Annotated in this window: 20 protein-coding genes; 10 read left to right on the top strand and 10 right to left on the bottom strand. The window is 73.6% G+C overall.

Going from position 1 to position 21,986, the window contains the following annotated elements:
• Nucleotides 1-53: 53 nt before the first annotated feature.
• Both ACTFAP_RS28015 and ACTFAP_RS28010 read right to left on the bottom strand, forming a co-directional pair.
• Nucleotides 54-1,217, bottom strand: coding sequence for a pectate lyase family protein (locus tag ACTFAP_RS28015; RefSeq protein ID WP_500467758.1), 1,164 nt, complete (start codon nucleotides 1,215-1,217; stop codon nucleotides 54-56).
• Nucleotides 1,218-1,485: 268 nt separating this feature from the next.
• Nucleotides 1,486-1,971, bottom strand: coding sequence for a carboxymuconolactone decarboxylase family protein (locus ACTFAP_RS28010; protein WP_495682894.1), 486 nt, complete (start codon nucleotides 1,969-1,971; stop codon nucleotides 1,486-1,488).
• A 173-nt stretch (nucleotides 1,972-2,144) separates the two neighbouring features.
• Between ACTFAP_RS28010 and ACTFAP_RS28005 the strand changes: the two genes are divergently transcribed.
• The 3 genes from ACTFAP_RS28005 to ACTFAP_RS27995 all read left to right on the top strand — a co-directional run bounded on the left by ACTFAP_RS28005 (nucleotide 2,145) and on the right by ACTFAP_RS27995 (nucleotide 5,165).
• Nucleotides 2,145-3,089: an RNA polymerase sigma-70 factor gene (locus tag ACTFAP_RS28005; RefSeq protein WP_495682893.1), complete on the top strand. Its 945-nt coding sequence runs from the start codon at nucleotides 2,145-2,147 to the stop codon at nucleotides 3,087-3,089.
• Between the two features lie 88 nt (nucleotides 3,090-3,177).
• Nucleotides 3,178-3,840, top strand: coding sequence for an FCD domain-containing protein (locus ACTFAP_RS28000; protein ID WP_495682892.1), 663 nt, complete (start codon nucleotides 3,178-3,180; stop codon nucleotides 3,838-3,840).
• The gene (locus ACTFAP_RS27995; RefSeq protein WP_495682891.1) at nucleotides 3,837-5,165 is read left to right on the top strand and encodes an MFS transporter; all 1,329 of its coding nucleotides are present in this window, start codon (nucleotides 3,837-3,839) and stop codon (nucleotides 5,163-5,165) included. The genes ACTFAP_RS28000 and ACTFAP_RS27995 overlap by 4 nt, the downstream gene beginning before the upstream one ends.
• 82 nt (nucleotides 5,166-5,247) lie before the next feature.
• On the opposite strand, the gene ACTFAP_RS27990 is transcribed toward ACTFAP_RS27995, so the two are convergent.
• The 3 genes from ACTFAP_RS27990 to ACTFAP_RS27980 form a co-directional block, all read right to left on the bottom strand.
• On the bottom strand, nucleotides 5,248-6,069 hold the full coding sequence (locus ACTFAP_RS27990) for an SAM-dependent methyltransferase (RefSeq protein WP_495685030.1): 822 nt from the start codon (nucleotides 6,067-6,069) through the stop codon (nucleotides 5,248-5,250).
• 144 nt (nucleotides 6,070-6,213) lie between these two features.
• Nucleotides 6,214-7,749 (bottom strand): MDR family MFS transporter, encoded by a 1,536-nt coding sequence (locus ACTFAP_RS27985; RefSeq protein ID WP_436982202.1) that lies wholly within the window; start codon nucleotides 7,747-7,749, stop codon nucleotides 6,214-6,216.
• An 87-nt stretch (nucleotides 7,750-7,836) separates the two neighbouring features.
• A complete protein-coding gene (locus ACTFAP_RS27980; protein WP_495682890.1) occupies nucleotides 7,837-8,490 on the bottom strand; it encodes a TetR family transcriptional regulator in 654 nt (217 codons plus the stop codon).
• 81 nt (nucleotides 8,491-8,571) lie between these two features.
• Here ACTFAP_RS27980 and ACTFAP_RS27975 point away from each other — a divergent pair, with 81 nt between their 5' ends.
• Complete coding sequence (locus ACTFAP_RS27975; protein WP_495682889.1) at nucleotides 8,572-9,309, top strand: Mut7-C RNAse domain-containing protein; 738 nt, start codon at nucleotides 8,572-8,574, stop codon at nucleotides 9,307-9,309.
• A 7-nt stretch (nucleotides 9,310-9,316) separates the two neighbouring features.
• Here the strand turns inward: ACTFAP_RS27975 and ACTFAP_RS27970 are convergent, their stop codons facing one another.
• The 3 genes from ACTFAP_RS27970 to tap are packed head-to-tail and all read right to left on the bottom strand — an operon-like array spanning nucleotide 9,317 to nucleotide 13,323.
• Nucleotides 9,317-10,390: a pyridoxal-phosphate dependent enzyme gene (locus ACTFAP_RS27970; RefSeq protein ID WP_500467757.1), complete on the bottom strand. Its 1,074-nt coding sequence runs from the start codon at nucleotides 10,388-10,390 to the stop codon at nucleotides 9,317-9,319.
• 38 nt (nucleotides 10,391-10,428) lie between these two features.
• Nucleotides 10,429-10,989: a telomere-protecting terminal protein Tpg gene (gene tpg, locus ACTFAP_RS27965; RefSeq protein WP_495682887.1), complete on the bottom strand. Its 561-nt coding sequence runs from the start codon at nucleotides 10,987-10,989 to the stop codon at nucleotides 10,429-10,431.
• Nucleotides 10,990-10,995: 6 nt separating this feature from the next.
• Nucleotides 10,996-13,323 carry a telomere-associated protein Tap gene (tap, locus tag ACTFAP_RS27960; protein WP_500467756.1) on the bottom strand — a complete coding sequence of 776 codons (2,328 nt, stop codon included), beginning with the start codon at nucleotides 13,321-13,323 and terminating at the stop codon, nucleotides 10,996-10,998.
• 130 nt (nucleotides 13,324-13,453) lie between these two features.
• Between tap and ACTFAP_RS27955 the strand changes: the two genes are divergently transcribed.
• The 5 genes from ACTFAP_RS27955 to ACTFAP_RS27935 are packed head-to-tail and all read left to right on the top strand — an operon-like array spanning nucleotide 13,454 to nucleotide 19,240.
• The gene (locus ACTFAP_RS27955; protein ID WP_500467755.1) at nucleotides 13,454-14,764 is read left to right on the top strand and encodes a hemolysin family protein; all 1,311 of its coding nucleotides are present in this window, start codon (nucleotides 13,454-13,456) and stop codon (nucleotides 14,762-14,764) included.
• A complete protein-coding gene (locus ACTFAP_RS27950) occupies nucleotides 14,761-15,801 on the top strand; it encodes a hemolysin family protein (RefSeq protein ID WP_500467754.1) in 1,041 nt (346 codons plus the stop codon). Before ACTFAP_RS27955 ends, ACTFAP_RS27950 begins: the two co-directional genes overlap by 4 nt.
• Before the next feature lie 18 nt (nucleotides 15,802-15,819).
• Nucleotides 15,820-16,611, top strand: a complete 792-nt coding sequence (locus ACTFAP_RS27945) for a GDSL-type esterase/lipase family protein (protein ID WP_495685028.1) — start codon at nucleotides 15,820-15,822, stop codon at nucleotides 16,609-16,611.
• 11 nt (nucleotides 16,612-16,622) lie between these two features.
• A complete protein-coding gene (gene purB / locus ACTFAP_RS27940; RefSeq protein WP_495682883.1) occupies nucleotides 16,623-18,053 on the top strand; it encodes an adenylosuccinate lyase in 1,431 nt (476 codons plus the stop codon).
• A gap of 50 nt (nucleotides 18,054-18,103) precedes the next feature.
• Nucleotides 18,104-19,240: an ROK family protein gene (locus tag ACTFAP_RS27935; RefSeq protein WP_495682882.1), complete on the top strand. Its 1,137-nt coding sequence runs from the start codon at nucleotides 18,104-18,106 to the stop codon at nucleotides 19,238-19,240.
• A 47-nt stretch (nucleotides 19,241-19,287) separates the two neighbouring features.
• Here ACTFAP_RS27935 and ACTFAP_RS27930 read toward each other — a convergent pair whose 3' ends face one another.
• A complete protein-coding gene (locus tag ACTFAP_RS27930) occupies nucleotides 19,288-20,022 on the bottom strand; it encodes a GntR family transcriptional regulator (RefSeq protein ID WP_495682881.1) in 735 nt (244 codons plus the stop codon).
• A 130-nt stretch (nucleotides 20,023-20,152) separates the two neighbouring features.
• Between ACTFAP_RS27930 and ACTFAP_RS27925 the strand changes: the two genes are divergently transcribed.
• Nucleotides 20,153-20,902 carry an SDR family NAD(P)-dependent oxidoreductase gene (locus tag ACTFAP_RS27925; RefSeq protein ID WP_500467753.1) on the top strand — a complete coding sequence of 250 codons (750 nt, stop codon included), beginning with the start codon at nucleotides 20,153-20,155 and terminating at the stop codon, nucleotides 20,900-20,902.
• A gap of 51 nt (nucleotides 20,903-20,953) precedes the next feature.
• Here the strand turns inward: ACTFAP_RS27925 and sigJ are convergent, their stop codons facing one another.
• Nucleotides 20,954-21,865 (bottom strand): RNA polymerase sigma factor SigJ, encoded by a 912-nt coding sequence (gene sigJ, locus ACTFAP_RS27920; RefSeq protein ID WP_495685027.1) that lies wholly within the window; start codon nucleotides 21,863-21,865, stop codon nucleotides 20,954-20,956.
• Between the last annotated feature and the right edge of the window lie 121 nt (nucleotides 21,866-21,986).

Here is a 21,986-nt window from a genome sequence, read left to right as displayed (position 1 = left end):
GGCCGGCCGAGCGCGGCACACAGGCTCCTGATGACTGCAACCGTTCGCAGAAATCAGGGGTTGACGTCGATGACGCCGGTGCCCGCGTACTGTTCGACCGCCTGCTTGGCGGCGGCCGGGGTGTCCGCCTGGTAGCTGTAGGGGACGGTGAAGTCCGTGGTGGACTCCAGGTGTTCGTGCGGACTGTCGATGAAGGTGTTGTCCTTCAGGTTCCAGTAGCCGGTCTCGGAGCTGCCGTAGAACCAGCCGACCGGGCCCTCGATGTACCCGGCGTGCGAATCGACCTCGCCGGAGCCGACGTTCTCGAACCAGTTGCCCTCGACCAGCACCCGCGCGCCCATCCGGGCGTTGATGGCCGAGCCGTTGATGTCGGTGAACACGTTGTTGAGCAGGTGCACGTCGGCGTGGCGGATCAGCGGGACCCGGGTGTTGAGCGAGGTGAAGGCGTTGTTGTGGTAGGTGATCTTGTCGGGCGCCTGGTCGGCACTGTCGTTGTGGCCGATCAGTGAGGTCTTCCAGTGGTCGTGGATGTTGTTCCACGAGACGGTGATGTACTCACTGTTGCGCTTGATGTCGACGAGACCGTCGTAGTGGTCCTTGTCGGGCTCGTTGTCCCGTTCGCTGGACAGGTCGTTGTGGTCGATCCACACGTGCGAGCTGTTGTCGGTCACCTCGATCGCGTCCCCCTCGCCCTCGGAGACGTGGTGGATGGTGAGGTTGCGGATGATGATGTTCTGCGAGCGGGTGACCTTGAAGCCGACCCCGTCCAGCTCGCCCGCGTCACCGACGCCGAGGACCGAGACGTTCTCGACGTCCTTGATGTCGATCTTGCTCTCCTTCAGTCCCTCCTGGCTGAGGGAGAGGTCGACATAGACGATCAGCCCCTCCTCCTCGCTCTTCTGGTGGCCCTTCAGCAGCTGGTACAGCGCCTCGGAGGGGCTGAGCCCGCTGCTGTCCGCGTACTCGCTCAGCAGGTGTTCGGCGACGGTGCTTCCGCCCTCGCCGCCGGTGGTGCCGCCGGCCTCGGCCGCGTAGCCGATGGGGGCGTCGGCGAACGGGTCCGCCGCGAAGGTGCCGGGCACGGCGCCCGGGGTCCGCTGCTCGGCGGTGCCCGCGTGGGAGACGGCGGTCAGCGCGCCGGCCAGCAGGGCGAGTCCGCCGGCCAGGGCGATACCGGCCCTGACGGTGGTACGGGTGGTGCGGGTGGTGCGCGACATGAGGAGTCCTCTCAGCCGGTGGGGGAACGTTCCGAGGGCCAGCGAGCCCTCGTGAGGTCGTCGGCATGTGAACCCACGATGGTGCAACCGGTTGCAGTAACCCGGCCGTAACCAGACTGAGTTGACAACTGCCTCATGTCAACGGTTCGCGCAGCACGGGCCGTTTCCCGGCCCGCCCGTTCGTACACGAACCGGCCCGGGACCACGCGGTCCCGGGCCGGTTCGTTCGGTGGCCGGACGGATCCGGCCGACAGATCCCGGACGCCGCTCAGTCGAGTGCCGCGGCGAACTGACCCGCCTCGTACGCGCCGCCCTTCTGGTGCGTGATCACCGCGAGCCGGTTGGCCGCGTTGATCATGGCGATCAGACAGACCAGCGCGCCGATCCGGTCGTCGTCGAAGTGCTCGCGCGCCCGGGCCCAGGTCGCGTCGCTGACCCCCTCGTGGGCGTCGGCGAGCCGGGTGCCCTCCTCGGTCAGCGCCAGGGCCGCGCGCTCCGCCTCGGTGAACACCGTGGACTCGCGCCAGGCGGCCACCAGGTGCAGCCGCACCGCGCTCTCCCCGGCGGCGGCCGCCTCCTTCACATGCATGTCGATGCAGTGACCGCAGCCGTTGATCTGGCTGGCGCGCAGCGAGACCAGCTCCTGGAGGGAGTGCGGCAGCGGCGACTGCTGGATGATCAGGGCGGCGTTGGCGAACCGCTTGGCGAACTTGAGCGCGATCTCGTTGTCGAACAGGTTGAACCGGGCGTCCATGACGTCGTCCTCACTCGTGGATGGTGCACTGCCGACCACAAGATGCCGCCCGCCCGGCCCCTGTGACGGGTACGGCGTGTGACGAGCACCACCGCCGACGGGTGTCACACGGCGCGGCGTCCCGGCGTCTTGTGCGCGTGCCACCCTTGGCACCACGAAGGCAGGAGCAGCCGGTGACCAGCGACCACAGCACCCCCAGCCAGCCCACTCCGCACACTGCGGCGCACCCCCGGGGCGAGCACGGCACGGACCCCGCCACCGCCGCCTTCCTCGCCCACCGCAGCCTGCTGTTCACCGTCGCCTACGAGATGCTCGGCTCGGCTGCCGACGCCGAGGACGTCCTCCAGGAGACCTGGCTGCGCTGGTCCGGCGTCGCCCTGGACGAGGTGCGCGACCGGCGCGCCTACCTGGTGCGGATCACCACTCGCCAGTCGCTGACCCGGCTGCGCACCCTGGGCCGCCGCAGGGAGTCCTACGTCGGATCCTGGCTGCCCGAACCGCTGCTCACCGCCCCCGACGTGACCGAGGACGTCGAACTCGCCGACAGCCTCTCGATGGCGATGCTCCTGGTGCTGGAGACGCTCGCCCCCACCGAACGGGCGGTGTTCGTCCTGCGCGAGGTGTTCGACCTCGGGTACGGCGAGATCGCTGACGCCGTCGACAAGTCCCCGGCCGCCGTCCGGCAGATCGCGCACCGGGCCCGGGCCCATGTCGCGGCGCGCCGCCCCCGCGAGGCCGTCTCCGAGGCGAGCACCCGGGACGCGCTGGAGGCGTTCCGGCGGGCGACCGAGACCGGCGATCTCCAGGGCCTGCTGGACATCCTCGCGCCCGACGTCGTCCTGCTGGGGGACGGCGGCGGCGTCAAACAGGCCATCCCGCGGCCGATCGTGGGGGCCGACAAGGTGGCCCGGCTGCTGCTCGGCGGTTTGAGCAAGGTCACCGCGGCGCTGCGCCCGGCACAGGTCAACGGCCACCCCGCGCTGATCGTCCGGCTGGACGGCGCACTGGACACGGTGGTGACGGCGCACGTCGACAACGGCCTGATCACCGGCCTGTACGCCGTACGCAACCCGGAGAAGCTGACCCACATGGACCGGGAGACCGCGCTGCGCCGCTGAGCCCCCGCACGCCGGCCGGGCCGGAACGCTCCGCCCGTATGGCGGACGCGCGCCCGCCGCGCATCTCTGTTGTATCTATGCTGTGCGCATGCCGCAGCACGCAGCCCCCACCACCAAACGACCCCCCGCAGCCGACCACGTCTACGAGCACATCAAGCAGGCCGTGCTGGACCGCCGTTACGAGGGCGGCACCCTGCTCACCGAGGGCGAGCTGGCCGAGGCCGCCGGTGTCTCCCGCACCCCCGTGCGCGAGGCACTGCTGCGCCTGGAGAGCGAGGGGCTGATCCGCCTCTACCCGAAGAAGGGCGCCATGGTGCTGCCCGTCTCCGCCCAGGAGATCGCCGACGTGGTGGAGACCAGGCTGCTGGTGGAGACGCACGCCGTGCGCAAGGCGGTACCCGCCCCGCCCGGGCTGACCGACCGGCTGGCGGAACTGCTGGAGCTGCACCGCGCCCAGGCCGCCGCCGGCCGGCTGGCCGACATGGCGCTCACCGACCGCACCTTCCACGCCGAGATCGTCCGCAGCGGCGGCAACGCGATCCTGTCCCGGCTGTACGACCAGATGCGCGACCGGCAGCTGCGCATGGGCGTGGCCGTCGTACGCTCCCGCCCCGACCGGATCGCGCTCGCCCTCACCGAGCACCAGGAGATCCTGAACGCGCTGCGGGCCGGCGACACCGAGGCAGCGCTGGCCGTCACCGTCCGGCACGTCAGCCGGGTCTCCGAACTGGCCAGGGGTGAGGTCCGGTGAGTTCCCCCGCCGATCCCGGCTCCCCCGCCGATCCGGCCGGCGGCCGGCGTGCCGTCACCGTGTGGCTGATCGCGGTCGCCGTGTACTTCGTCGCCGTGGTCTTCCGCACCTCCCTCGGGGTGGCGGGGCTCGACGCCGCGGACCGCTTCGCGGTCGGCGCCTCCGCGCTGTCCGCCTTTCCCATCCTCCAGCTGCTCGTCTACGCGGCGATGCAGATACCCGTCGGCGTCATGGTGGACCGGCTCGGCAGCCGGCGCGTGCTGATCCTGGGTCTGACCCTGCTCGTCACCGCCCAGCTCGGCTTCGCCTACGCCCCCTCCTACGGCACCGCGCTCGCCGCCCGCGCCGTACTGGGCTGCGGCGACGCGATGACCTTCCTGGCGGTGCTGCGGCTGGGCAACCGCTGGTTCCCGGCCCGCCGCGCGCCGATGATGGCCCAGCTCACCGGCCTCGCCGGGATGACCGGCAACCTCACCTCCACCCTGCTGCTCTCCCGTGTGCTGAACGACTCGGGCTGGGTCACCGCCTTCGCCGGCAGCGCGCTGGGCGGCCTGCTGGTGCTGATCCCGCTGGTGCTGTTCCTGCGGGACCAGCCGCGGGGGCAGGCGCCGGAGCCGGCCCCGGCGACCGGCCGGGGCGCGATCCGCCGCCAGATCGGGGCCGCCTGGCGCGAGCCGGGCACCCGGCTGGGCATGTGGACGCACTTCACCACCCAGTGCCCGGCGATGGTGTTCCTGCTGTTGTGGGGGCTGCCGTTCCTGGTCGAGGAGCACGGCTACGGCCGGGTGACGGCCGGCGAGCTGCTCACCCTGGTGGTGCTGACCAGCCTGCTGCTCGGGCTGCCCTTCGGCTGGCTGCTGAGCCGCTGGCGCACCGCCCGGCTGCCGGTGGTGCTGACCGTGACGGCCGTGGTGACCGTGACGTGGACGGCGGCGATCTGGTGGCCGGGCGAGGGCGCGCCGAGCTGGCTGCTGGTGCTGCTGTGCGTGGTGCTCGGCGGCTGTGTACCGGCTTCCACCGTCGGCTTCGACTACGCGCGGCTGGCCAACCCGGCGCAGCGGCACGGCACCGCCTCGGGCATCGTCAACATCGGTGGCTTCACGGCCTCCTCGCTGGCGCTGCTGACCGTCGGGCTGCTGCTGGACGCCACCGGCGACGACTACCGCATCGCGTTCTCGGTGGTACTGCTCTTCATCGCGGTCGGCGTGACGCAGTTGCTGCGGCTGCACGGCCGGGCGATGCGCCGGGAGCGCGAACGGCATCCGGCCCCGGCCCACCGCGCGGCGCCCGCGGCGCGCGAGCGGGAGACGGTCGGCGCGGGGTGAGGCGGTGGGCCGGGCCGGCGGGGCCGTCAGGACGTTCGACGACACCCGCCGGCCCGGTGGCTCGGGCCACCGCCGCCTCCGGTCAGCCGGGGACGCGGGCGAGCCCGCCGATCCCGGCGCCCTCGGGGTGCGGGCTCAGTTCACCGAGGTCGGGCCGCCACTGGGGCATGGGCACCACGCCGGGCTCCACCAGGTCCAGACCGTCGAAGAACCGGGAGATCTGTTCCAGGGTGCGCAGCCGGTACGGGGCGGCGCCGCTGTCGTTGTAGTCGTCCTGCGCCTCCATGACCTCCTGGGAGGTGGTGGCGCCGTGCGACAGCATCAGATAGCTGCCCGGCGGCAGCTCGCCCACCAGTTGCCGCACGACGTCCTGGGCCTGCCGGTCGTCGGGGACATGGCCCATGACGTCGGAGAGGATCAGCGCGACGGGCCGGGTCAGGTCCAGGGTGCGGGAGGCCAGCCGGAGGATGCGGGCCGGGTCGTGGAGGTCGGCGTCGATGTAATCGGTGCGGCCCTCGGGGGTCGAGGTGAGCAGCGCCTGGGCGTGCACCAGCACCAGCGGGTCGTTGTCGACGTACACGATCCGCGCGTCGGGGGCGACACGCTGGGCGATCTCGTGGGTGTTGTCCTCGGTGGGCAGGCCGGTGCCCACGTCGAGGAACTGCCGGATGCCCGCCTCGCCCGCCAGGTGGCGCACGGTGCGGTGCAGGAAGTAGCGGCTGACCCGGGCGATGTCGAAGATCCCGGGGAAGGTCGCGGCGTACTGGTCGCCCGCCGTCCGGTCGACCTCGTAGTTGTCCTTGCCGCCGAGCCAGTAGTTCCATATCCGGGCCGAGTGCGGGACCGAGGTGTCGATCTCCGGTGCCGCCGCCGTCTCCCGCACGTCCTTGCCGTACTCACCCATCGGGGTCAACTCGCCATCGCTAGAGGGACCGTGGGTCCCATGATGCACAGAACCGATGGCCCGTCACAGACCCGGTAGGGGTAACGGGGCCGGGGCCGGTACGCCGCGCCCGCCCGGCTTGCGGGGCGGGCGCGGCGTACGGGGTCAGCCGGCGGTCGGGGCCGTCTCCTTGGCGGCCTCCTCCTGCTGGGCCTCCTCGGCCAACCGCTGGGTGGCGTTGGTGGTCTTCAGCGCCTTCTCCTTGATGAACAGGACGGTGATCAGGGCGAGGACGGCGAACGGGGTGGCGATCAGGAAGAGATCGCCGGTGGCGTTGCCGTAGGCGTTCTGCACGACCTCGCGGGCCTCGTCCGGCAGCTGGGAGATGTCGGGCACCGAGTGGCTGTCGCCGCCCGCGTCGAAGCCGCCGAGCTGGCTGGCGACCCGGTTGGCGAGCACCGCGCCGAGCACGGAGGTGCCGATGGTGCCGCCCATGCTGCGGAAGAAGGACAGTACGGAGGTGGCGCTGCCCAGTTCGGCGGCGGGCACGTCGTTCTGGGCGGCCAGCACCAGGTTCTGCATGAGCAGACCGACGCCGATGCCCAGCAGGGCCATGTAGATGCTGAGCAGCCCGAACCCGGTGTCGGCACCGATGGTGGACAGCAGTCCGAGCCCGGCGGTCATGGTGACGCCGCCGGCCACCAGATAGATCTTCCAGCGTCCGGTGGCGCTGATGAGCTGTCCGGCGACGGTGGAGGACACCAGCAGACCACCGATCATCGGCAGGCTCATCAGGCCGGCGACGGTCGGGGACTTGCCCAGGGCGATCTGGAAGTACTGGGAGAGGAAGACGGTGCCGCCGAACATGGCCAGGCCGACCAGGAGGCTGGCGACGGTGGTCAGGGTGACGGTGCGGTTGCGGAAGATCGTCAGCGGGATGACCGGTTCGGCCACCCGGGACTCCACGAGGACGGCGAAGCCCAGCAGGATCACGCCACCGCCGGTGAGGACGGCGGTCTGCCACGAGGCCCAGTCGAACTGGTTGCCGGCCATGGTGGTCCAGATCAGCAGGGCGCACACCCCGGCGACGATCAGTCCGGCGCCCAGGTAGTCGATCTTGACCTCACGGCGCACGGTGGGCAGGGTCAGGGTGCGCTGCAGGATGACGATCGCGGCCAGGGCGAACGGCACGCCGATGAAGAAGCACCAGCGCCAGCCCAGCCAGGAGGTGTCGACCAGGACGCCGCCGATGAGCGGTCCGGCGACGGTGCCGACGGCGAAGACGGCGCCGAAGATCCCGGCGTACTTGCCCAGCCGGCGGGGCGGGATCACGGCGGCCATCACGATCTGGACGAGTGCGGTGAGCCCGCCGGCGCCGATGCCCTGCACGACCCGGCTGAAGATCAGCAGGCCCACGCCCTGGGAGAAGCCGGCCAGCAGCGAGCCGACCAGGAACAGGCCCAGGGACAGCTGGAGCAGCAGCTTCTTGTTGTAGAGGTCGGACAGCTTGCCCCACAGCGGGACGGTGGCGGTCATCGCCAGCAGTTCGGAGGTGATGACCCAGGTGTAGGAGGACTGGCTGGCGTTGAGGTCGGTGATGATGCGGGGCAGGGCGTTGGCCACCACCGTGCCGGCCAGGATGGCGACGAACATGCCGGCCATCAGGCCGGACATCGCCTGGAGTATCTGGCGGTTGGTCATGGCGCCCGGGGTTTCCTCGGGCGCCTCGGTCGTGAGGGTCACGATGTCCTTCTCGATGTGCGGAGGGTGTAGGTGGCGGCCGGGTCCTCAGGACCCGGCCGAGGTGGTGGTCAGGGCCGCGGCGGGCCCGGGGGCGGGCAGACCGGCGGCGAGGTGGCCGAAGACCTCACGGAAGATCTCCGGGACGGGCTGCTCCCGGTCGCCGGAGCTCCAGTGCTCCATGGCGACGCGGGCCGCGGTGTTGGCGACGGCGGCCAGCAGCCGGGGGTAGACACCGGGGTCGGCGCATCCGGCGGCGGCCACGCGTGCGGCGATGGTGCCCGCGAGCCGCTCCTCGTCGGCCTGGTGCGCGCCCAGGGTGCGGACCAGCAGATGCGGGGAGCGGCGCAGCACCTGCACGCGCAGTTCCCACAGTTCGTGGTCGGTGCCGGGGTCGGGCAGTTCGGCCGCGTAGGCGTCCGCGACGGCCCACAGCGGGGGGCGCTCGGGTGGTGCGTCGAGCACCGACCGCCGCACCCGGTCGGCGACATCCGCGTCGATCATGACGAAGGCCTCGTCGCGGTTGTCGAAGTAGTTGAAGAAGGTACGCGGCGAGACACCGGCTGCTTCGCTGATCGCCTCGACGGTGACGTTCTCGGCCCCGTGCTCGGCCGCGAGCCGCATGGCTGCCTCGGTGAGCGCACGATGAGTGGCCCGCTTCTTGCGGTCGCGCAGCCCCTCGGGTCTCTGTTCACCGGTCACACCTTGCAGGGTATGCAAAAGTGCAGAGTCTGCAAAATTAATTTCCGGTGCCGGCCGCCCGGCCAATGGGATGCTGGCCCGGTGCCTCCCCCAGAGATCCGGCTCCGCTTCGCCCCCGCACTCCACCCGCTGCTGTCCGCGCGCCGGCGCGCGGAAGGCGTACGGGCCGCCGTCGACCAGGTGTCCACGCTCGGCCATGTCGTGGAGTCCTGCGGCACCCCGCTCACCGAGATCGGCGCCCTGACCGCGGACGGCAGGCCGGTGGAATTCTCCTACGTCCCGCGGGGCGGCGAGACCATCGAGGTCGCCGCCGTGACCCGGCCCCAGCGGGTGCCGGGCGCGCCGCTGCGCTTCCTGCTCGACGTCCACCTGGGCACCCTGGCCCGCCGGCTGCGGCTGCTCGGGGTGGACGCCGCCTACGAGAGCGAGGACATCGGCGACCCGGCCCTGGCCACCCGTTCCGCCACCGAGCGCCGGGTGCTGCTCTCCCGGGACCGGGGGCTGCTGCGCCGCCGGGAGATCTGGGCGGGCGGCTTCGTCTACAGCGACCGTCCCGATGAGCAACTGCGCGACGTACTGGGCCGCTTCGCGCCCCGTCTCGCCCCGTGGACGCGGTGCACCGCGTGCAACGGCGAGCTGGAGACCGTGGGCAAGGACGAGGTCGCCTCCGGCTTGGACGGCGGGACCCGGCGCACGTACGACGTGTTCGCCCGCTGTACGCGCTGTGCCCGGGTCTACTGGCGCGGGGCCCACTCCGACCACCTGGAGGCCATCGTGGCCACCGCCCTGGCGGAGTTCGGCCCGGCCGCCGGCGGCTGAGCTCCGCTCATTCCACCGGGGAGCGGCCGGTGCGCGCGAAGCGCGCGAGCGCCGCCTCGTGCGAGGCGGGGTCCAGGCCCCGTTCCCGCGCCCACCGCCGGTCCAGGTGGGTGCGGCGGTACGGGGCCGGTCCGTCGCCGATGACCGCGACCACGCTGCCGCGCGTGCCGGCCTCCCGCATGCGGGCCAGCAGATGACACAGCCCCCACACCTGGGTGCCGGTCGAGGGGCCCGCCTCGATGCCGGTCGTCTCGCGGAGCCAGTGCGCGGCGGCGAGGGAGGCCGCGTCGGGCACCGGGATGACGAGATCGATCACCTCCGGCGAGAAGCCCGGCTCGGCGCGCGGGCGGCCGATGCCGGGTATCCGGGAGGGCATTCCGGTGGCGTAGTCGGCGCACCCGGAGGCCCAGGCCGGAAAGTAGGCGGAGTTCTCCGGGTCCGCCACGGCCAGCCCGCCCCGGTGGCCGTGCCGGCGCAGATAACGCCCGATCACCGTGGAGGTGGCCCCGGTCCCGGCGCCGCTGACGATCCACCGCGGGACCGGGTGCGGGCCCCGCCCCAATTGGTCGAAGATCTCCTCGGCGATGGTCGGCTCGCCGCAGCCGGTGACGGCGGGCACGGCGTCCGTGAAGTGGTCCAGGAAGTGACCACCGCGCCGCGCGGCCAGGGCCCGCGCCTCCTCCTGCACCGCGGCCGGCGGCAACTCCCCCACCTGCCAGTGGCCGCCCTCCCGCTCGATCCCGGCGAGCACCGCCGGCGGTGTTTTCCCGGGGACGACGGCGGTGAACCCGAGGCCCAGCAGTCTCGCGAGCCGGGCCCCCGCCACCGCGACCGGCCCGCCCGTGGCGGCGATCACCGGTGTGCCCGCCCGGATGGCACCGGTGCCGATGGCGTGCAGGAACAGGGCCCGTGCCAGCCGGTACTTCAGGCTGCCGGTGGGATGCGCCGACTCGTCCTTGAAGTGCACGTCGATTCCGTCGGCACCGGGCAGCGCCACCGCGCGCAGCGGCGTGGGACGGTACCCCTCCCGTATCCGCCCGATGGCCTCGGCCGCCCAGGTCGCGGCGGGTTCGACACTCATGGCCGGGACCCTACCGAAACCGAGGGCGCCGGTGCTGGTCAGCCGCCGAGGTCCAGTTCCAGGTAGTCGACGTCGTTGATCTCGACGTCCAGGTCCTGGGCGCGGCGGCCGTGGTCGCGGAAGTAGACGTGGCCGAGCGCTTCACCCAGGATGCGGCGCAGGTCCTCCTCCGAGCCGCCGGCCTGGTGGGCCGCCAGCAGCCGGGCCGAGGCGTCGGGCGGCAGCTGCTCGGTGAGCCGGCGCAGCCGCGGGTCGTCGGTGGAGCCGGGCGCGGCGGTGAAGCCGAACCGGGCGCGGGTCTCCACCACCACCCCGGCGGCGGAGGCGGCGCGGATGGCGCGGGCCCGGACGCGGGGCTGCCAGGCGCGGCGCGCCTCACGTTCCAGTGCGGCGGCCAGGCGTGGCGTGGGACGTCTGATCTGCCCGGCGAGATAGCGCTGCACGGTGCGCGGGGAGATACCGAGCCGGGCGGCCACGGCCTTGGTGGAGCCCTTCTCGGCGCGCAGCAGCAGCCGGAACCGGGCGCCGGGGGTCACCGGCGGCGGGCGGGTGGCCGTGGCCTGGAGCGCGGTCTCGATGCCGTCGCCGATCTCTCCCACGAGGTACTACTCCTTGATGTGCCGGGCGGGGTTGTGTCCCTGCTCCATGAGTTCGGCGGCCCACCACAGTTCCCTGGCCCCTTCGAGCTTGACCATGCCGGGTGAGACGCCGAGCCGGAAGACCCCCGGCGCCGGGGCGCCGTCCCCGGTGCGGGGCAGCAGGTCCAGCGGGGAGGGGCCGGGGGCGGGGTAGACGACGCAGTCGGACAGCACGGCCAGCGGGAAGTGGCCGTGGGCGGCCATCCGCGCCATCTTGCGGTGCATGTTGGTGCGGGCCTGGGCGATGACGGCGGCTCTGATGTCGGGGCGCCAGGTGGGCCGTTCCAGGGCGGGCCACCGGCCGCCGGGGCGGTGGCCCGCGCCCTGCGGGCGTTCGCGCAGCTTGCCGATGCCGCCCTTCACCGTCGCCTTGATCGCGGAGAGCACCCCCGCGGTCGCCGGGTCGGCGCCGCGGTGCCGTTCCATGGCGGCCAGGAACTCCGCGTCGGTGAGGTCCTTGGTCACCCCCAGGTCCGCCATCGTCGCCAGGTAGGCGTCCCGCAGCCGGGTGTACCAGGGGTCGAGGTACGGTCCGGCCTCCGGCCGCAGCCAGGCCTCCAGCGGCCGTACGGGGTGGCCGAGTTCGGCGGCGTAGGCCAGGGTCGGCGTCGCGTACCAGGCGGGCCCGGTGGGGCGCTGTCCGGTGGGGGTGAACGGGGACGGCAGCCGGGGGTCCGTCGCGATGCCGGACAGGTCGGCGTACCAGGCGCCGGGCAGCTTGGGGTCGAAGCGCGGGCCGTCGGTGTGCAGGGGGGCGCCGAGGCCGACCCGCAGCCGGTTGGCGGCGGCGGCGAACGCCATGTTCACGTCCAGGCCGACGGCATGGGGCAGGGCGCACTCGGCGTCACTGAGCAGGTCCGGGTCGCGCACCCACTCGTAGGCCTCCTCGTCGAGGACGTCGTGCGGGTCGCGGCCGGCCGCGACGGGATGCTCGTCGGGGGCCTCCGGCGGGGCCGGGTCCACGGCGACGGCGAGCGACCCGGCGACGTGGCCCGAGGTCCAGCCGCCGGTCGCGTCCCGTACCGGCCGGGTGGGCGGACGCAGCGCCGTCATCAGCTCCAGGCCGTTGACGGCGGTGGAGCCGCGCGGCGTGAGGACGCGGCTGGCGTACGTGCCCAGGGCGCGGGCGAGTTCACCGGGCGTGGCGAAAGCGGTGAGGTCCGACCAGGCCCGGGTGTCGAGGGCGTCCCAGGGCAGCACCGCCAGCTGGACGCAGCGGCGCGTGCCGTGCGCCTCGACGGGCTGGTGGACGCGGGCCCAGGGCCCGAACCCGCGGCGGGTCAGCCGCCAGCCGGCCGCGACCAGGTCGCGGACCGCGGGGTGGTCCTCGGGCAGCCGGAGGTTGCGGCGGTCCGTCAGCCGCGCGGGCAGCCCGAGCCGTTCGGCGGCGGCTTCGGTGAGTACGACCAGCGGATCGGCGTCGCGCCCGTGGCGGTGCAGCCGCTCCTGCCCGATGCCGGCGCCGAGCGCCCACTCCACCAGGTCCGTGACGGTGGCGGCGGGGCAGTGCAGGGTACGGCCGTCGGCGGTGTGGGCGCGTGCGGCACCGTCCAGGACGACGAGCGGTCCCGCGGGGTACGGCGCACCGGCGGGTCGGGCGGCGGGGAGTGCCGCGGCGTCGTCGCCGGGCCGTGCCGGGCCCGGTACGGCCACCGCGCCGGCGGCCGTACCCGTACGGTCGGGGGCCGGCGTTCCCCGGCGGTCGCTCGCCCCGGTGGCGGGCCGGCGGTCGGGAGCCGGTGCGCCGGACGGCCGGGCGGCAGCGCCTTTCCGTTCCGTGCGCGGCACCGGCGCGGCATCCGCTCCGGGTGCGTCGGGCCCGTCTGCATCCGGCCCGTCCACGACGGCGCCCCGCGCCCGATCCGTGGCCGCGCCCGGCGCACCGCCACCGGCGGCCATCCCGCGCGGACCCGGGTCGGCGCCCACGCCCGCCGTCGGCGGTTCTTCCTCCCGCGCCCCGGTCGCACCGCCGGTGCGCTTCCCGTCGCCCACCGCGCCGTCCGCCGGACGGCTCTCTCCGCCCTGTGCGGCCGGCTGCGGATGGCGTTCGGCGAGCCGCTCCAGCAGGCGGGCGTACGCGGCGCGTTTCGGCGGGCGTGGCACCGCGCTGCCGGACTCCCAGGCGGCCACCGCCTGCCAGCTGACGTCCAGTGCCCCGGCGACCTGCTGCCGGGTGAGCCCGGCGGCCTCCCGCAGCCGCCTGCGTTCGGCCGGTGGGGGCAGTTCGCCGGGCGCGGCGGCCTGTTCCACCAGCGCGTCAACCGCCGCGAACAGGGCGTTCTCCGCGTCAGACATGACCGCAACCCTATCCCCCGCCGCGCCGCGGGCCCGCTCCCCGGCGCGGGTGTGCCGCTCCTCCCCGTGCCTTCCGTTCCCGGCTCGTACAGTGGGACGTTATGTCCCCTTCCGTCAGGACGGTGGTGTCGTGATCGAGATTCTGCTGCTGTGCGTGGCCCTTCTGCTCACCGTGGCCTGCGGGGTGTTCGTGGCCGCCGAGTTCTCCTTGACGACCGTGGAACGGTCGGTCCTGGAGGAGGCCGCCGAGCGCGGCCTGCCCGGCGCGCCCGGTGCCCTCAGCGCCGTACGGTCGCTCACCTTTCAGCTCTCCGGGGCCCAGCTGGGCATCACCCTCACCAGTTTGGTGATCGGCATGCTCGCCGAGTCCTCCACCGCCGCGCTGCTGGCGGGCCCGCTGCGCTCGGCCGGGCTGCCCGGCTCCGCCGCGGGCACCGTCGCCCTCGTGCTGGGCACCGCCCTGTCCACCGTTGTCCTCATGGTCATCGGTGAACTGGTCCCCAAGAACTGGGCCATCTCCTCCCCGCTGGCCGTCGCCCGCCGGGTGGCCCCCCTCCAGCGCGGGTTCTCCTCCGCCTTCCGGCCCTTCATCCGGCATCTGAACAACACCGCCAACCGCGTCCTGCACCGGCTCGGCCTGGAGCCCACCGAGGAGCTGGCGTCGGCCCGTTCTCCCCAGGAACTGGTCGCCGTGGCCCGGCACTCCGCCGAGGAGGGCACGCTGGCCGCCGACACCGCCGAGCTGTTCGTCCGCTCGATCCAGCTGTCCGGGCTGACCGCGCAGTCGATCATGACCCCCCGGGTGCGGGTCGCCGCCCTGGAGACCGACGCCACCCTCCAGGACGTCGCCGACGCCATCCGCGGCACCGGCCTGTCCCGGTTCCCCGTGTGCGAGGGCGGCCTGGACGCGGTGCGCGGCATCGTCCAGCTCAAGGACGTGCTCGCGGTGCCCGACGAGCGCTGGGCCCGCACCCCGGTGCGTGAACTCCTGCGCGAACCGCTCCTGGTGCCGGACAGCTTCCCCGCCGACCGGCTGCTGGAGGAGCTGTCGGACGAACGGCCGATGGCGGTGGTCATCGACGAGTACGGCGGCACCGCGGGGGTGCTCACCTTCGAGGACATCATCGAGGAGATCGTCGGCAGTGTCCGCGACGAGCACGATCCGCGCCAGGCGCCCGATCTGCTGCCGCTGGGCCCCGGCGTGTACGAGGCGGACGGCGCGGTACGCCGCGACCAGCTCCAGGTCATCGGGCTCCAGTTGCCCGAAGGGCCGTACGAGACGCTCGCCGGGTTCATCGCCACCGAACTGGGCCGCATTCCCGCCCCGGGTGACCGGGTGGACAGCGCCGGCTGGGAGCTGTCGGCGCTGCGCACCGACCACCACCGCGTCGTGCGGGTGCGGCTGACCGCCCCCGTACCGTCCCCCGAGGAGGCACGGTGATCGCGCTCCAACTGCTGACCGGGCTGCTGATGATCGCCCTCAACGCGTTCTTCGTGTTCGGGGAGTTCTGCCTGATCTCGGTGCGCCGCAGCCAGATCGACCCGCTCGCCGCGCAGGGCGACGCGCGCGCCCGCCGGGTGCTGGTGGCGCTGGAACATCTCTCCCTGCTGATGGCCACCGCCCAACTGGGCATCACCCTGACCACCCTGGTGCTGGGCATCGTCGCCGAGCCGGCGATAGCGCACCTGCTGGAGCCGCTGCTGCACGGGATCGGTGTCCCGCAGGGGGCGATCCACCCCATCGCGTTCGTGGTGGCGCTGAGCGTGGCCACCTATCTGCACATGCTGCTGGGCGAGATGGTGCCCAAGAACATCGCGCTGGCCACCCCGCTGCGCTGCGCGCTGCTGCTCGGCCCGCCGCTGCTGGCGCTCTCCCGGGCGCTGTCGCCCCTGGTGCGCGGCATCAACGACCTGGCGAGCGCGGTACTGCGGCTGCTGCGGGTCACCCCGCGCGACGAGGTGCTCGCGGTGTTCTCGGACGAGGAACTGGACCGGATCGTCACCGACTCGGGGGCGGCCGGGTTGCTGGACGAGCGGGCCACCGGGCGGCTGCGGGACGCGCTGCGGCTGGCGCGGCGGCCGGTGGGCGAGGTGATGCGACCGCGCGGAGCGGTGGTCACGGCGCGGGTGGGCATCAGCCCGCACGAGCTGGAGGCGCTGTCGGCGCGCACCGGGTTCTCGCGTTTCCCGGTGCTGGACGAGCGCGGCGCCGTGCTGGGCTATCTGCATGTGAAGGACGCGCTGAACGCCGCCCGCCCGCAACTGCCCTTCACGCTGTCGGCGCTGCGGCCGATCGCCCGGGTGGGCGCGGGCACCCCGCTGGACGAGGTGCTGACCGCGATGCGCGGCGGGGCGACGCATCTGGCGGCCGTGATGGGAACGGACGGAGGGCCCACGGGGGTGGTGACGATGGAGGACGTGCTGCGCGAGCTGGTGGGCACCCCGGGCGGTCCCGCCTCGGCGGCCCGCTCTCGATAGCATCGCCCGGTGAATGCCATGGAAGAGGAGAGGGACCGGGGACAGGAAGGCGCGGAGCCGGTCCGCAGCTTTGTCGCGGTGGGGGACTCGTTCACCGAGGGCATGTCGGACGCGCTGCCCGACGGCTCGTACCGGGGCTGGGCCGATGTGCTGGCGGACCGGCTGGCCGGGCACGCGCCCGGTTTCCGGTACGCGAACCTCGCCGTGCGCGGCAAGCTGATCGCGCAGATCACCTCCGACCAGGTGCCCCTCGCGGCCGCGATGGACGCGGATCTGGTCACGCTGGTCGGCGGCCTGAACGACGTGCTGCGGCCGCGCTGCGACCTGCCGCGGGTGTGCGGGCTGCTGGAGGAGGCGGTGGAACGGCTGGCGCCGTCCTGCCGGACACTGCTGCTGATGCGCTCCCCCGGCCGCACCGGTCCGGTGCTGGAGCGCTACCGGGGGCGGATGGAGGAGTTGTACGCGCACATCGACACGCTCGCCGCCCGGCACGAGGGCGTGGTGGTGGCCGATCTGTACGCCTCGCGGGCGCTGGGCGACCCGCGGATGTGGGCGGACGACCGGCTGCATCTGACGACGGAGGGGCACCGCCGGGTCGCGGAGGCGGTGTGGCAGCGACTGGGCCACCCGGCCTCCTTCGACTGGGACGCTCCGCTGCCGCCACCCGCCCCGGTGGGGTTCGGGCAGCGGGTCGGGACGAACGTACGGTTCGCCCGGGAGCATCTGCTGCCGTGGATCGGGCGGCGGCTGACGGGCCGCTCCTCGGGCGACGGGCGGGCTCCGAAGCGACCCGAGCTGAGCCCGCCGTAGAATCCGGTGACGTGACAGACAAGCCCCGCATTCCGAATGTCCTGGCCGGCCGCTACGCCTCGGCGGAGCTGGCCCGGCTGTGGTCCCCCGAGTACAAGGTGGTGCTGGAGCGCCGCCTGTGGCTGGCGGTGCTGCGCGCCCAGCGGGATCTGGGCGTGGCCGTCCCGGAGGAGGCGCTCGCCGACTACGAGCGCGTCCTGGAGCGGGTGGACCTGGCGTCGATCGCTGAGCGTGAGCGGGTGACGCGGCACGATGTGAAGGCGCGGATCGAGGAGTTCAACGCGCTCGCCGGGCACGAGCAGATCCACAAGGGCATGACCTCGCGGGATCTGACCGAGAACGTGGAGCAGTTGCAGATCCGGCTCTCGCTGGAGCTGGTGCGCGACCGTACGGTGGCGCTGCTGGCGCGGCTCGGCCGGCTGGCGGGCGAGTACGGCGGCCTGGTGATGGCGGGGCGTTCGCACAATGTGGCGGCGCAGGCGACCACGCTGGGCAAGCGCTTCGCGACGGGCGCCGACGAGCTGCTGGTGGCGTTCGGCCGGGTGGAGGAGCTGCTGGCCCGCTACCCGCTGCGCGGCGTCAAGGGCCCGGTGGGCACCTCCCAGGACATGCTGGACCTGCTGGGCGGTGACCCGGCGCGGCTGGCGGATCTGGAGGCGCGGATCGCCGGGCACCTGGGCTTCGCGCGGGCGCTGACCTCGGTGGGCCAGGTGTACCCGCGCTCGCTGGACTACGAGGTGGTCTCGGCGCTGGTGCAGCTGGCCGCGGCGCCGTCCTCGCTGGCGAAGACGATCCGCCTGATGGCCGGGCAGGAGCTGGTGACCGAGGGCTTCCAGCCGGGGCAGGTGGGCTCCTCGGCGATGCCGCACAAGATGAACACGCGCTCGTGCGAGCGGGTGAACGGGCTCGCGGTGATCCTGCGCGGCCACGCCTCGATGGTGGGCGAGCTGGCGGGCGACCAGTGGAACGAGGGCGATGTCTCGTGCTCGGTGGTGCGCCGGGTGGCGCTGCCGGACGCGTTCTTCGCCTTCGACGGGCTGGTGGAGACGTTCCTGACGGTGCTGGACGAGTTCGGGGCGTTCGAGCCGGTGGTGGCCCGGGAGCTGGACCGTTTCCTGCCGTTCCTGGCGACCACCAAGGTGCTGATGGCGGCGGTGCGCGCCGGGGTGGGCCGCGAGACGGCGCACGAGGTGATCAAGGAGCACGCGGTGGCGTCCGCGCTGCGGCTGCGGGAGGGCGGCGAGCGCAACGAGCTGCTGGAGCGGCTGGCGGCGGACGACCGTATCCCGCTGGGCGCGGCCGAGCTGGCGGCGCTGATGGCGGACCGGCTGTCGTTCACGGGCGCGGCCGGGGAGCAGGTGGCGGCCGTGGTGGCGGCCGTGGAGGAGGTGGCGAAGCGGCATCCGAAGGCTGCCGCGTACACGCCGGGGGCGATTCTCTGACGTCGTGGGAGGGCGGGGATCCTTCCCTGCTGCGCAGGATCAACTCCGCGGTGGTGCTGCGGGCGCTGCGGGCGGCCGGTGAGTCGGGGCGGTCTCCGTCGCTGGCGGAGCTGGCCGCCGTCACCGGGCTGTCCCGGCCCACCGTGGAGCAGGTGGTGGAGTCGCTGCTGGGCGCGGGATACGCCGCCGCGGCGGTGAACGGGGACGGGACACGGGCGCCCCGGGTGGGTCGCCCGGCCCGCCGCTTCCGCTTCCGGGCGGAGGCCGGACATCTGCTGGGGGTGGAGATAGGGGCGCTGCGCGTCGCGGTGCTGGTGTCCGATCTGGCCGGGCGGCGGGTGGGCTCGGCGGTGCGGACGGCGACGGCGCGGACGCCGGCCGCCGAGCGTCTCGCCCTGGTGGAGGGGGCGGCGCGGGCCGCGCTGATGGCGTCGGGGGTGGCGCGGGATTCGGTGCGGGCGGTGGGCGTGGGTTCGCCGGGGATCATGGCGGCGGACGGTTCGGTGCGGCTGTGCGCGGCACTGCCGGGGTGGACGGGGCTGGCGCTCGGAGAGCGGCTTGGGGCGGCGCTCGGGGCGCCGGTGGTGGTGGAGAACGACGCGAACGTGGCGGCGGTGGGCGAGCGCTGGCGGGGCGCCGCGGTGGGCTGTGACGATGTGGTGATGGTGCTGGCCGGGCTGTCACCCGGCGCGGGATCGCTGATCGGGGGGCGGGTGCACCGGGGGTACGGCGGGGCGGCCGGGGAGATCGGTGCGCTGCATCTGCTGGGGCGGGGGGCGACGCCCGAGTCGCTGCTGTCCACGGACGGCCGGCCGCTGGCGGCGCTGGACGAGGCCGCGGTGGGGCGGGTGTTCGAGCGGGCGCGGGGTGGGGAGGCGCTGGCGGGGGCGGCGGTGGAGCGCTATGTGGAGCGGCTGACCCACGATGTGACGGCGCTGGTGCTGGCGCTGGATCCCGAGCTGGTGGTGGTGGGCGGGTGGGCCTCGGGGCTGGACGGGGTGGTGGAGCCGCTGGCACGGGAGCTGTCCCGGTACTGCCTGCGCACCCCGCGGGTGGCGGCGTCGGCGCTGGGCGCGGAGGCGATCGCCTGGGGGGCGCTGCGGATGGCGCTGGACCGGGTGGAGGCGCAGATGTTCGCGGTGCACCCGCCGGGCGGCCCGGCGGAGTGCGGCGTCCGGCCGGAGTGACCCGGCCCGGCCGGTGGCGGTGCCGTGCCCGGGTCAGCCGTGCCGGGTCAGCTGGTGAGGGCGGTCAGGGCCGGCTGGTCGGCGAAGGTGAGCCGGCAGGTGTCGGCCCGGTAGGTGGCGACGGAGACGGCCGCGGTGCGGCCCGCGGCGAAGTAGCGGGTGGTGACCAGCAGCACCGGTGATCCCGGCAGCCGCTCCAGGCGGCGGGCCGCCTCGGCGCCCGCCGCGCCGAGTTCGACGGTACGGTCCTGTCCCGAGGCGTCGGTCTCCTGGAGCCCGCGCAGCAACCGCCTGGCCCGGTCGGGGCCTTCGGCGGCGGGGAGTCGCGGCTCGCCCGCACCGGGTACGTACAGCTGCTCGGTGGCGACCGGCTGACCGTGGGTCATCAGGATGCGGTGGATGACCTCGACGGGTTCGCCGGCCCGGATGTCCAGCAGCCGGGCCACGGCGGGCGGCGGCGGTGCGGGTGCCGCGGCGGTGGCGGTCCACGGATCGCCGGACCAGCCGGGCCAGGAGTGCTGGGAGGGGCTGAGGTCCACCCCGACGCGAGGCGGCGCGACGGTGGTGCCCACGCCGCGGCGCCGCTGGAGGCGGCCTTCGAGCTCCAGTTGTTCCAGGGCCTGGCGCACGGTGGCCCGGGCGACGCCGAAGCGGGCGGCCAGCTCGCGTTCGTTGGGGAGGATCTCGCCCACCGAGAACTCGGTGTCCAGGGCCTTGGAGAGCAGGGTGCGCAGATGCCAGTACTTGGGCTCCGGCTCGCGCTCCCGTTGCGTCGTTTCCACCGTTGCCTCCCCGAAACCCGTGATTATGAAAGGTTGTTGCGTATATGGCGGACCCTAGGGCGGCCCGGCGACTTGGTCAAGACCAATCAATCCCGACAACGGTACCGAGGTACCTCGATAGAGTCGTGCCATGAAACAGCACGTCACTGTGGTCACAGGAGGCAGCCGGGGTATCGGCGCCGCCATCGCCGTCCGCCTCGCCCGGGCCGGGCACCACCTCGCCATCGGCTACGAACGCGACACCGACGCCGCCGGGAAGACCGCGGCGCTGGTGCGCGAAGCGGGCGGTCAGGCCGTCACCGTCCAGGTGGACACCAGCGACGCCGACCAGGTCGACCACCTCTTCGACACCGCCGTCCGCGCCCTCGGTCCGGTCACCGGCACGGTGTGCAACGCCGGGATCACCGGACCGCTGGGCCGGTTCACCGAAACGGGTACCGACATCATGCGGCGCGTGGTGGACGTCAACGTGATGGGAACCCTGCTGTGCGCCCGGCGCGCGGCCCGCGAGATGTCCACCCGGTACGAGGGCTCCGGCGGCGCCATCGTGACCATCTCCTCGGGCGCGGCCACCCTGGGCAGCCCCGGCGAGTACGTGCACTACGCCGCGACGAAGGCGGCCGTGGACACGCTGGCGGTCGGCCTCGCCAAGGAGCTGGCCCCCGACGGCGTACGGGTCAACTCCGTGCAGCCGGGGATGATCGTCACCGACATGCACGCCACCATGGGCGACGCGCAGCGCCCCTGGCGCAACCAGGACCGGGTGCCGATGCGCCGCCCGGGGCAGCCGGAGGAGGTGGCCGGGGCCGTCGCCTGGCTGCTGTCGGAGGAGGCCTCGTACACCACGGGCGCGGTGCTGCGGGTCTCCGGCGGGCTGTAGCCGGCCGCCAGGCCGCGGGCCGGCCCCGCCCGGCCCGGCCCGCGGCGGCGCTCAGCCGCCGGCCACCCCCGCCAGATGCCGCAGCTTGTCGGGGTTGGAGATCAGATAGACCCGGCTCACCAGCCCGTCCGCCACCTCCAGCTGGAACGCCGCGTACGGCGCGCCGGCGCTGGAGACCAGCAGCCCCGGGCCGCCGTTCAGGTCCACGAAGCGCACCTGCGAGGCGGCAGGCTGGCGCCCGCCGATCCCGGTGAGGAAACGGGCGGCCTTGCGGGCGTCGGTGATCACCCGCAGCGGGGCCTTGCCCCGGCCACCGCCGTCCCCGAGCACCTGCACGTCGGTGGCCAGCAGCGCCATGAGCCCGTCCAGGTCGCCCTGGGTGGCGGCGGCCAGGAACCGCTCGGTCAGATCGCGGCGCTGCACCGGATCGACCTCGAAGCGCGGTCGCCGCTCCGCGACATGCCGACGTGCCCGGCCCGCCAACTGCCGTACCGCCGCCTCGCCGCGTCCCAGGGTCCCGGCGATCTCCTGGTACGGGAACGCGAACGCCTCGCGCAGCACGAACACCGCGCGCTCCAGCGGGCTGAGCGACTCCAGCACCACCAGCACCGCCAGCGAGACGGACTCGGCGCGCAGCGCGGGCCCGGCGGCGTCCCCCGCCTCCGCCGGCTCCATCTGCGCGGCGGTGGGCAGCGGTTCGGGCAGCCAGGTGCCCGGGTACGTCTCGCGGGCCTCGCGCAGCCGGTGCAGCCGCTCCATCGCCAGCCGGGTGGTGATCCGCACCAGATAGGCCCGGGGGTGCTCGACGGCGCCGCGCTCCGCGCCCGACCAGCGCAGCCAGGTCTCCTGCACGATGTCCTCGGCGTCCGCGACGGCGCCCAGCATCCGGTAGGCGACACCGAACAGCAGGCCGCGGTGCTCCTCGAAGATCTTCAGCCCGTCATCGTCCACGCCGGCCAGCATCCCATTCCGGCACACCGGCTTTACCTCCGCACCGGGTTACGCTCGGAGCATGGCATGGGGGCCCGGCCGACCGAAGGCCGCATTTACCACCGAAGCATCCTTAACCCCGCGGTCACAGGAC

It is taken from the genome of Streptomyces sp. PH9007 (assembly GCF_059813725.1).
The sequence above is the reverse complement of the archived record's forward strand: the minus strand, read 5'-3'. Positions and strand labels throughout refer to the sequence as shown.

Coding starts and splice junctions, on each gene's coding strand:
- ACTFAP_RS28015 (WP_500467758.1), bottom strand. CDS start 1,217: ATGTCGCGCACCACCCGCACCACCCGTACCACCGTCAGGGCCGGTATC.
- ACTFAP_RS28010 (WP_495682894.1), bottom strand. CDS start 1,971: ATGGACGCCCGGTTCAACCTGTTCGACAACGAGATCGCGCTCAAGTTC.
- ACTFAP_RS28000 (WP_495682892.1), top strand. CDS start 3,178: ATGCCGCAGCACGCAGCCCCCACCACCAAACGACCCCCCGCAGCCGAC.
- ACTFAP_RS27990 (WP_495685030.1), bottom strand. CDS start 6,069: ATGGGTGAGTACGGCAAGGACGTGCGGGAGACGGCGGCGGCACCGGAG.
- ACTFAP_RS27985 (WP_436982202.1), bottom strand. CDS start 7,749: ATGACCAACCGCCAGATACTCCAGGCGATGTCCGGCCTGATGGCCGGC.
- ACTFAP_RS27970 (WP_500467757.1), bottom strand. CDS start 10,390: ATGAGTGTCGAACCCGCCGCGACCTGGGCGGCCGAGGCCATCGGGCGG.
- tap (WP_500467756.1), bottom strand. CDS start 13,323: ATGTCTGACGCGGAGAACGCCCTGTTCGCGGCGGTTGACGCGCTGGTG.
- ACTFAP_RS27945 (WP_495685028.1), top strand. CDS start 15,820: ATGGAAGAGGAGAGGGACCGGGGACAGGAAGGCGCGGAGCCGGTCCGC.
- ACTFAP_RS27925 (WP_500467753.1), top strand. CDS start 20,153: ATGAAACAGCACGTCACTGTGGTCACAGGAGGCAGCCGGGGTATCGGC.
- sigJ (WP_495685027.1), bottom strand. CDS start 21,865: ATGCTGGCCGGCGTGGACGATGACGGGCTGAAGATCTTCGAGGAGCAC.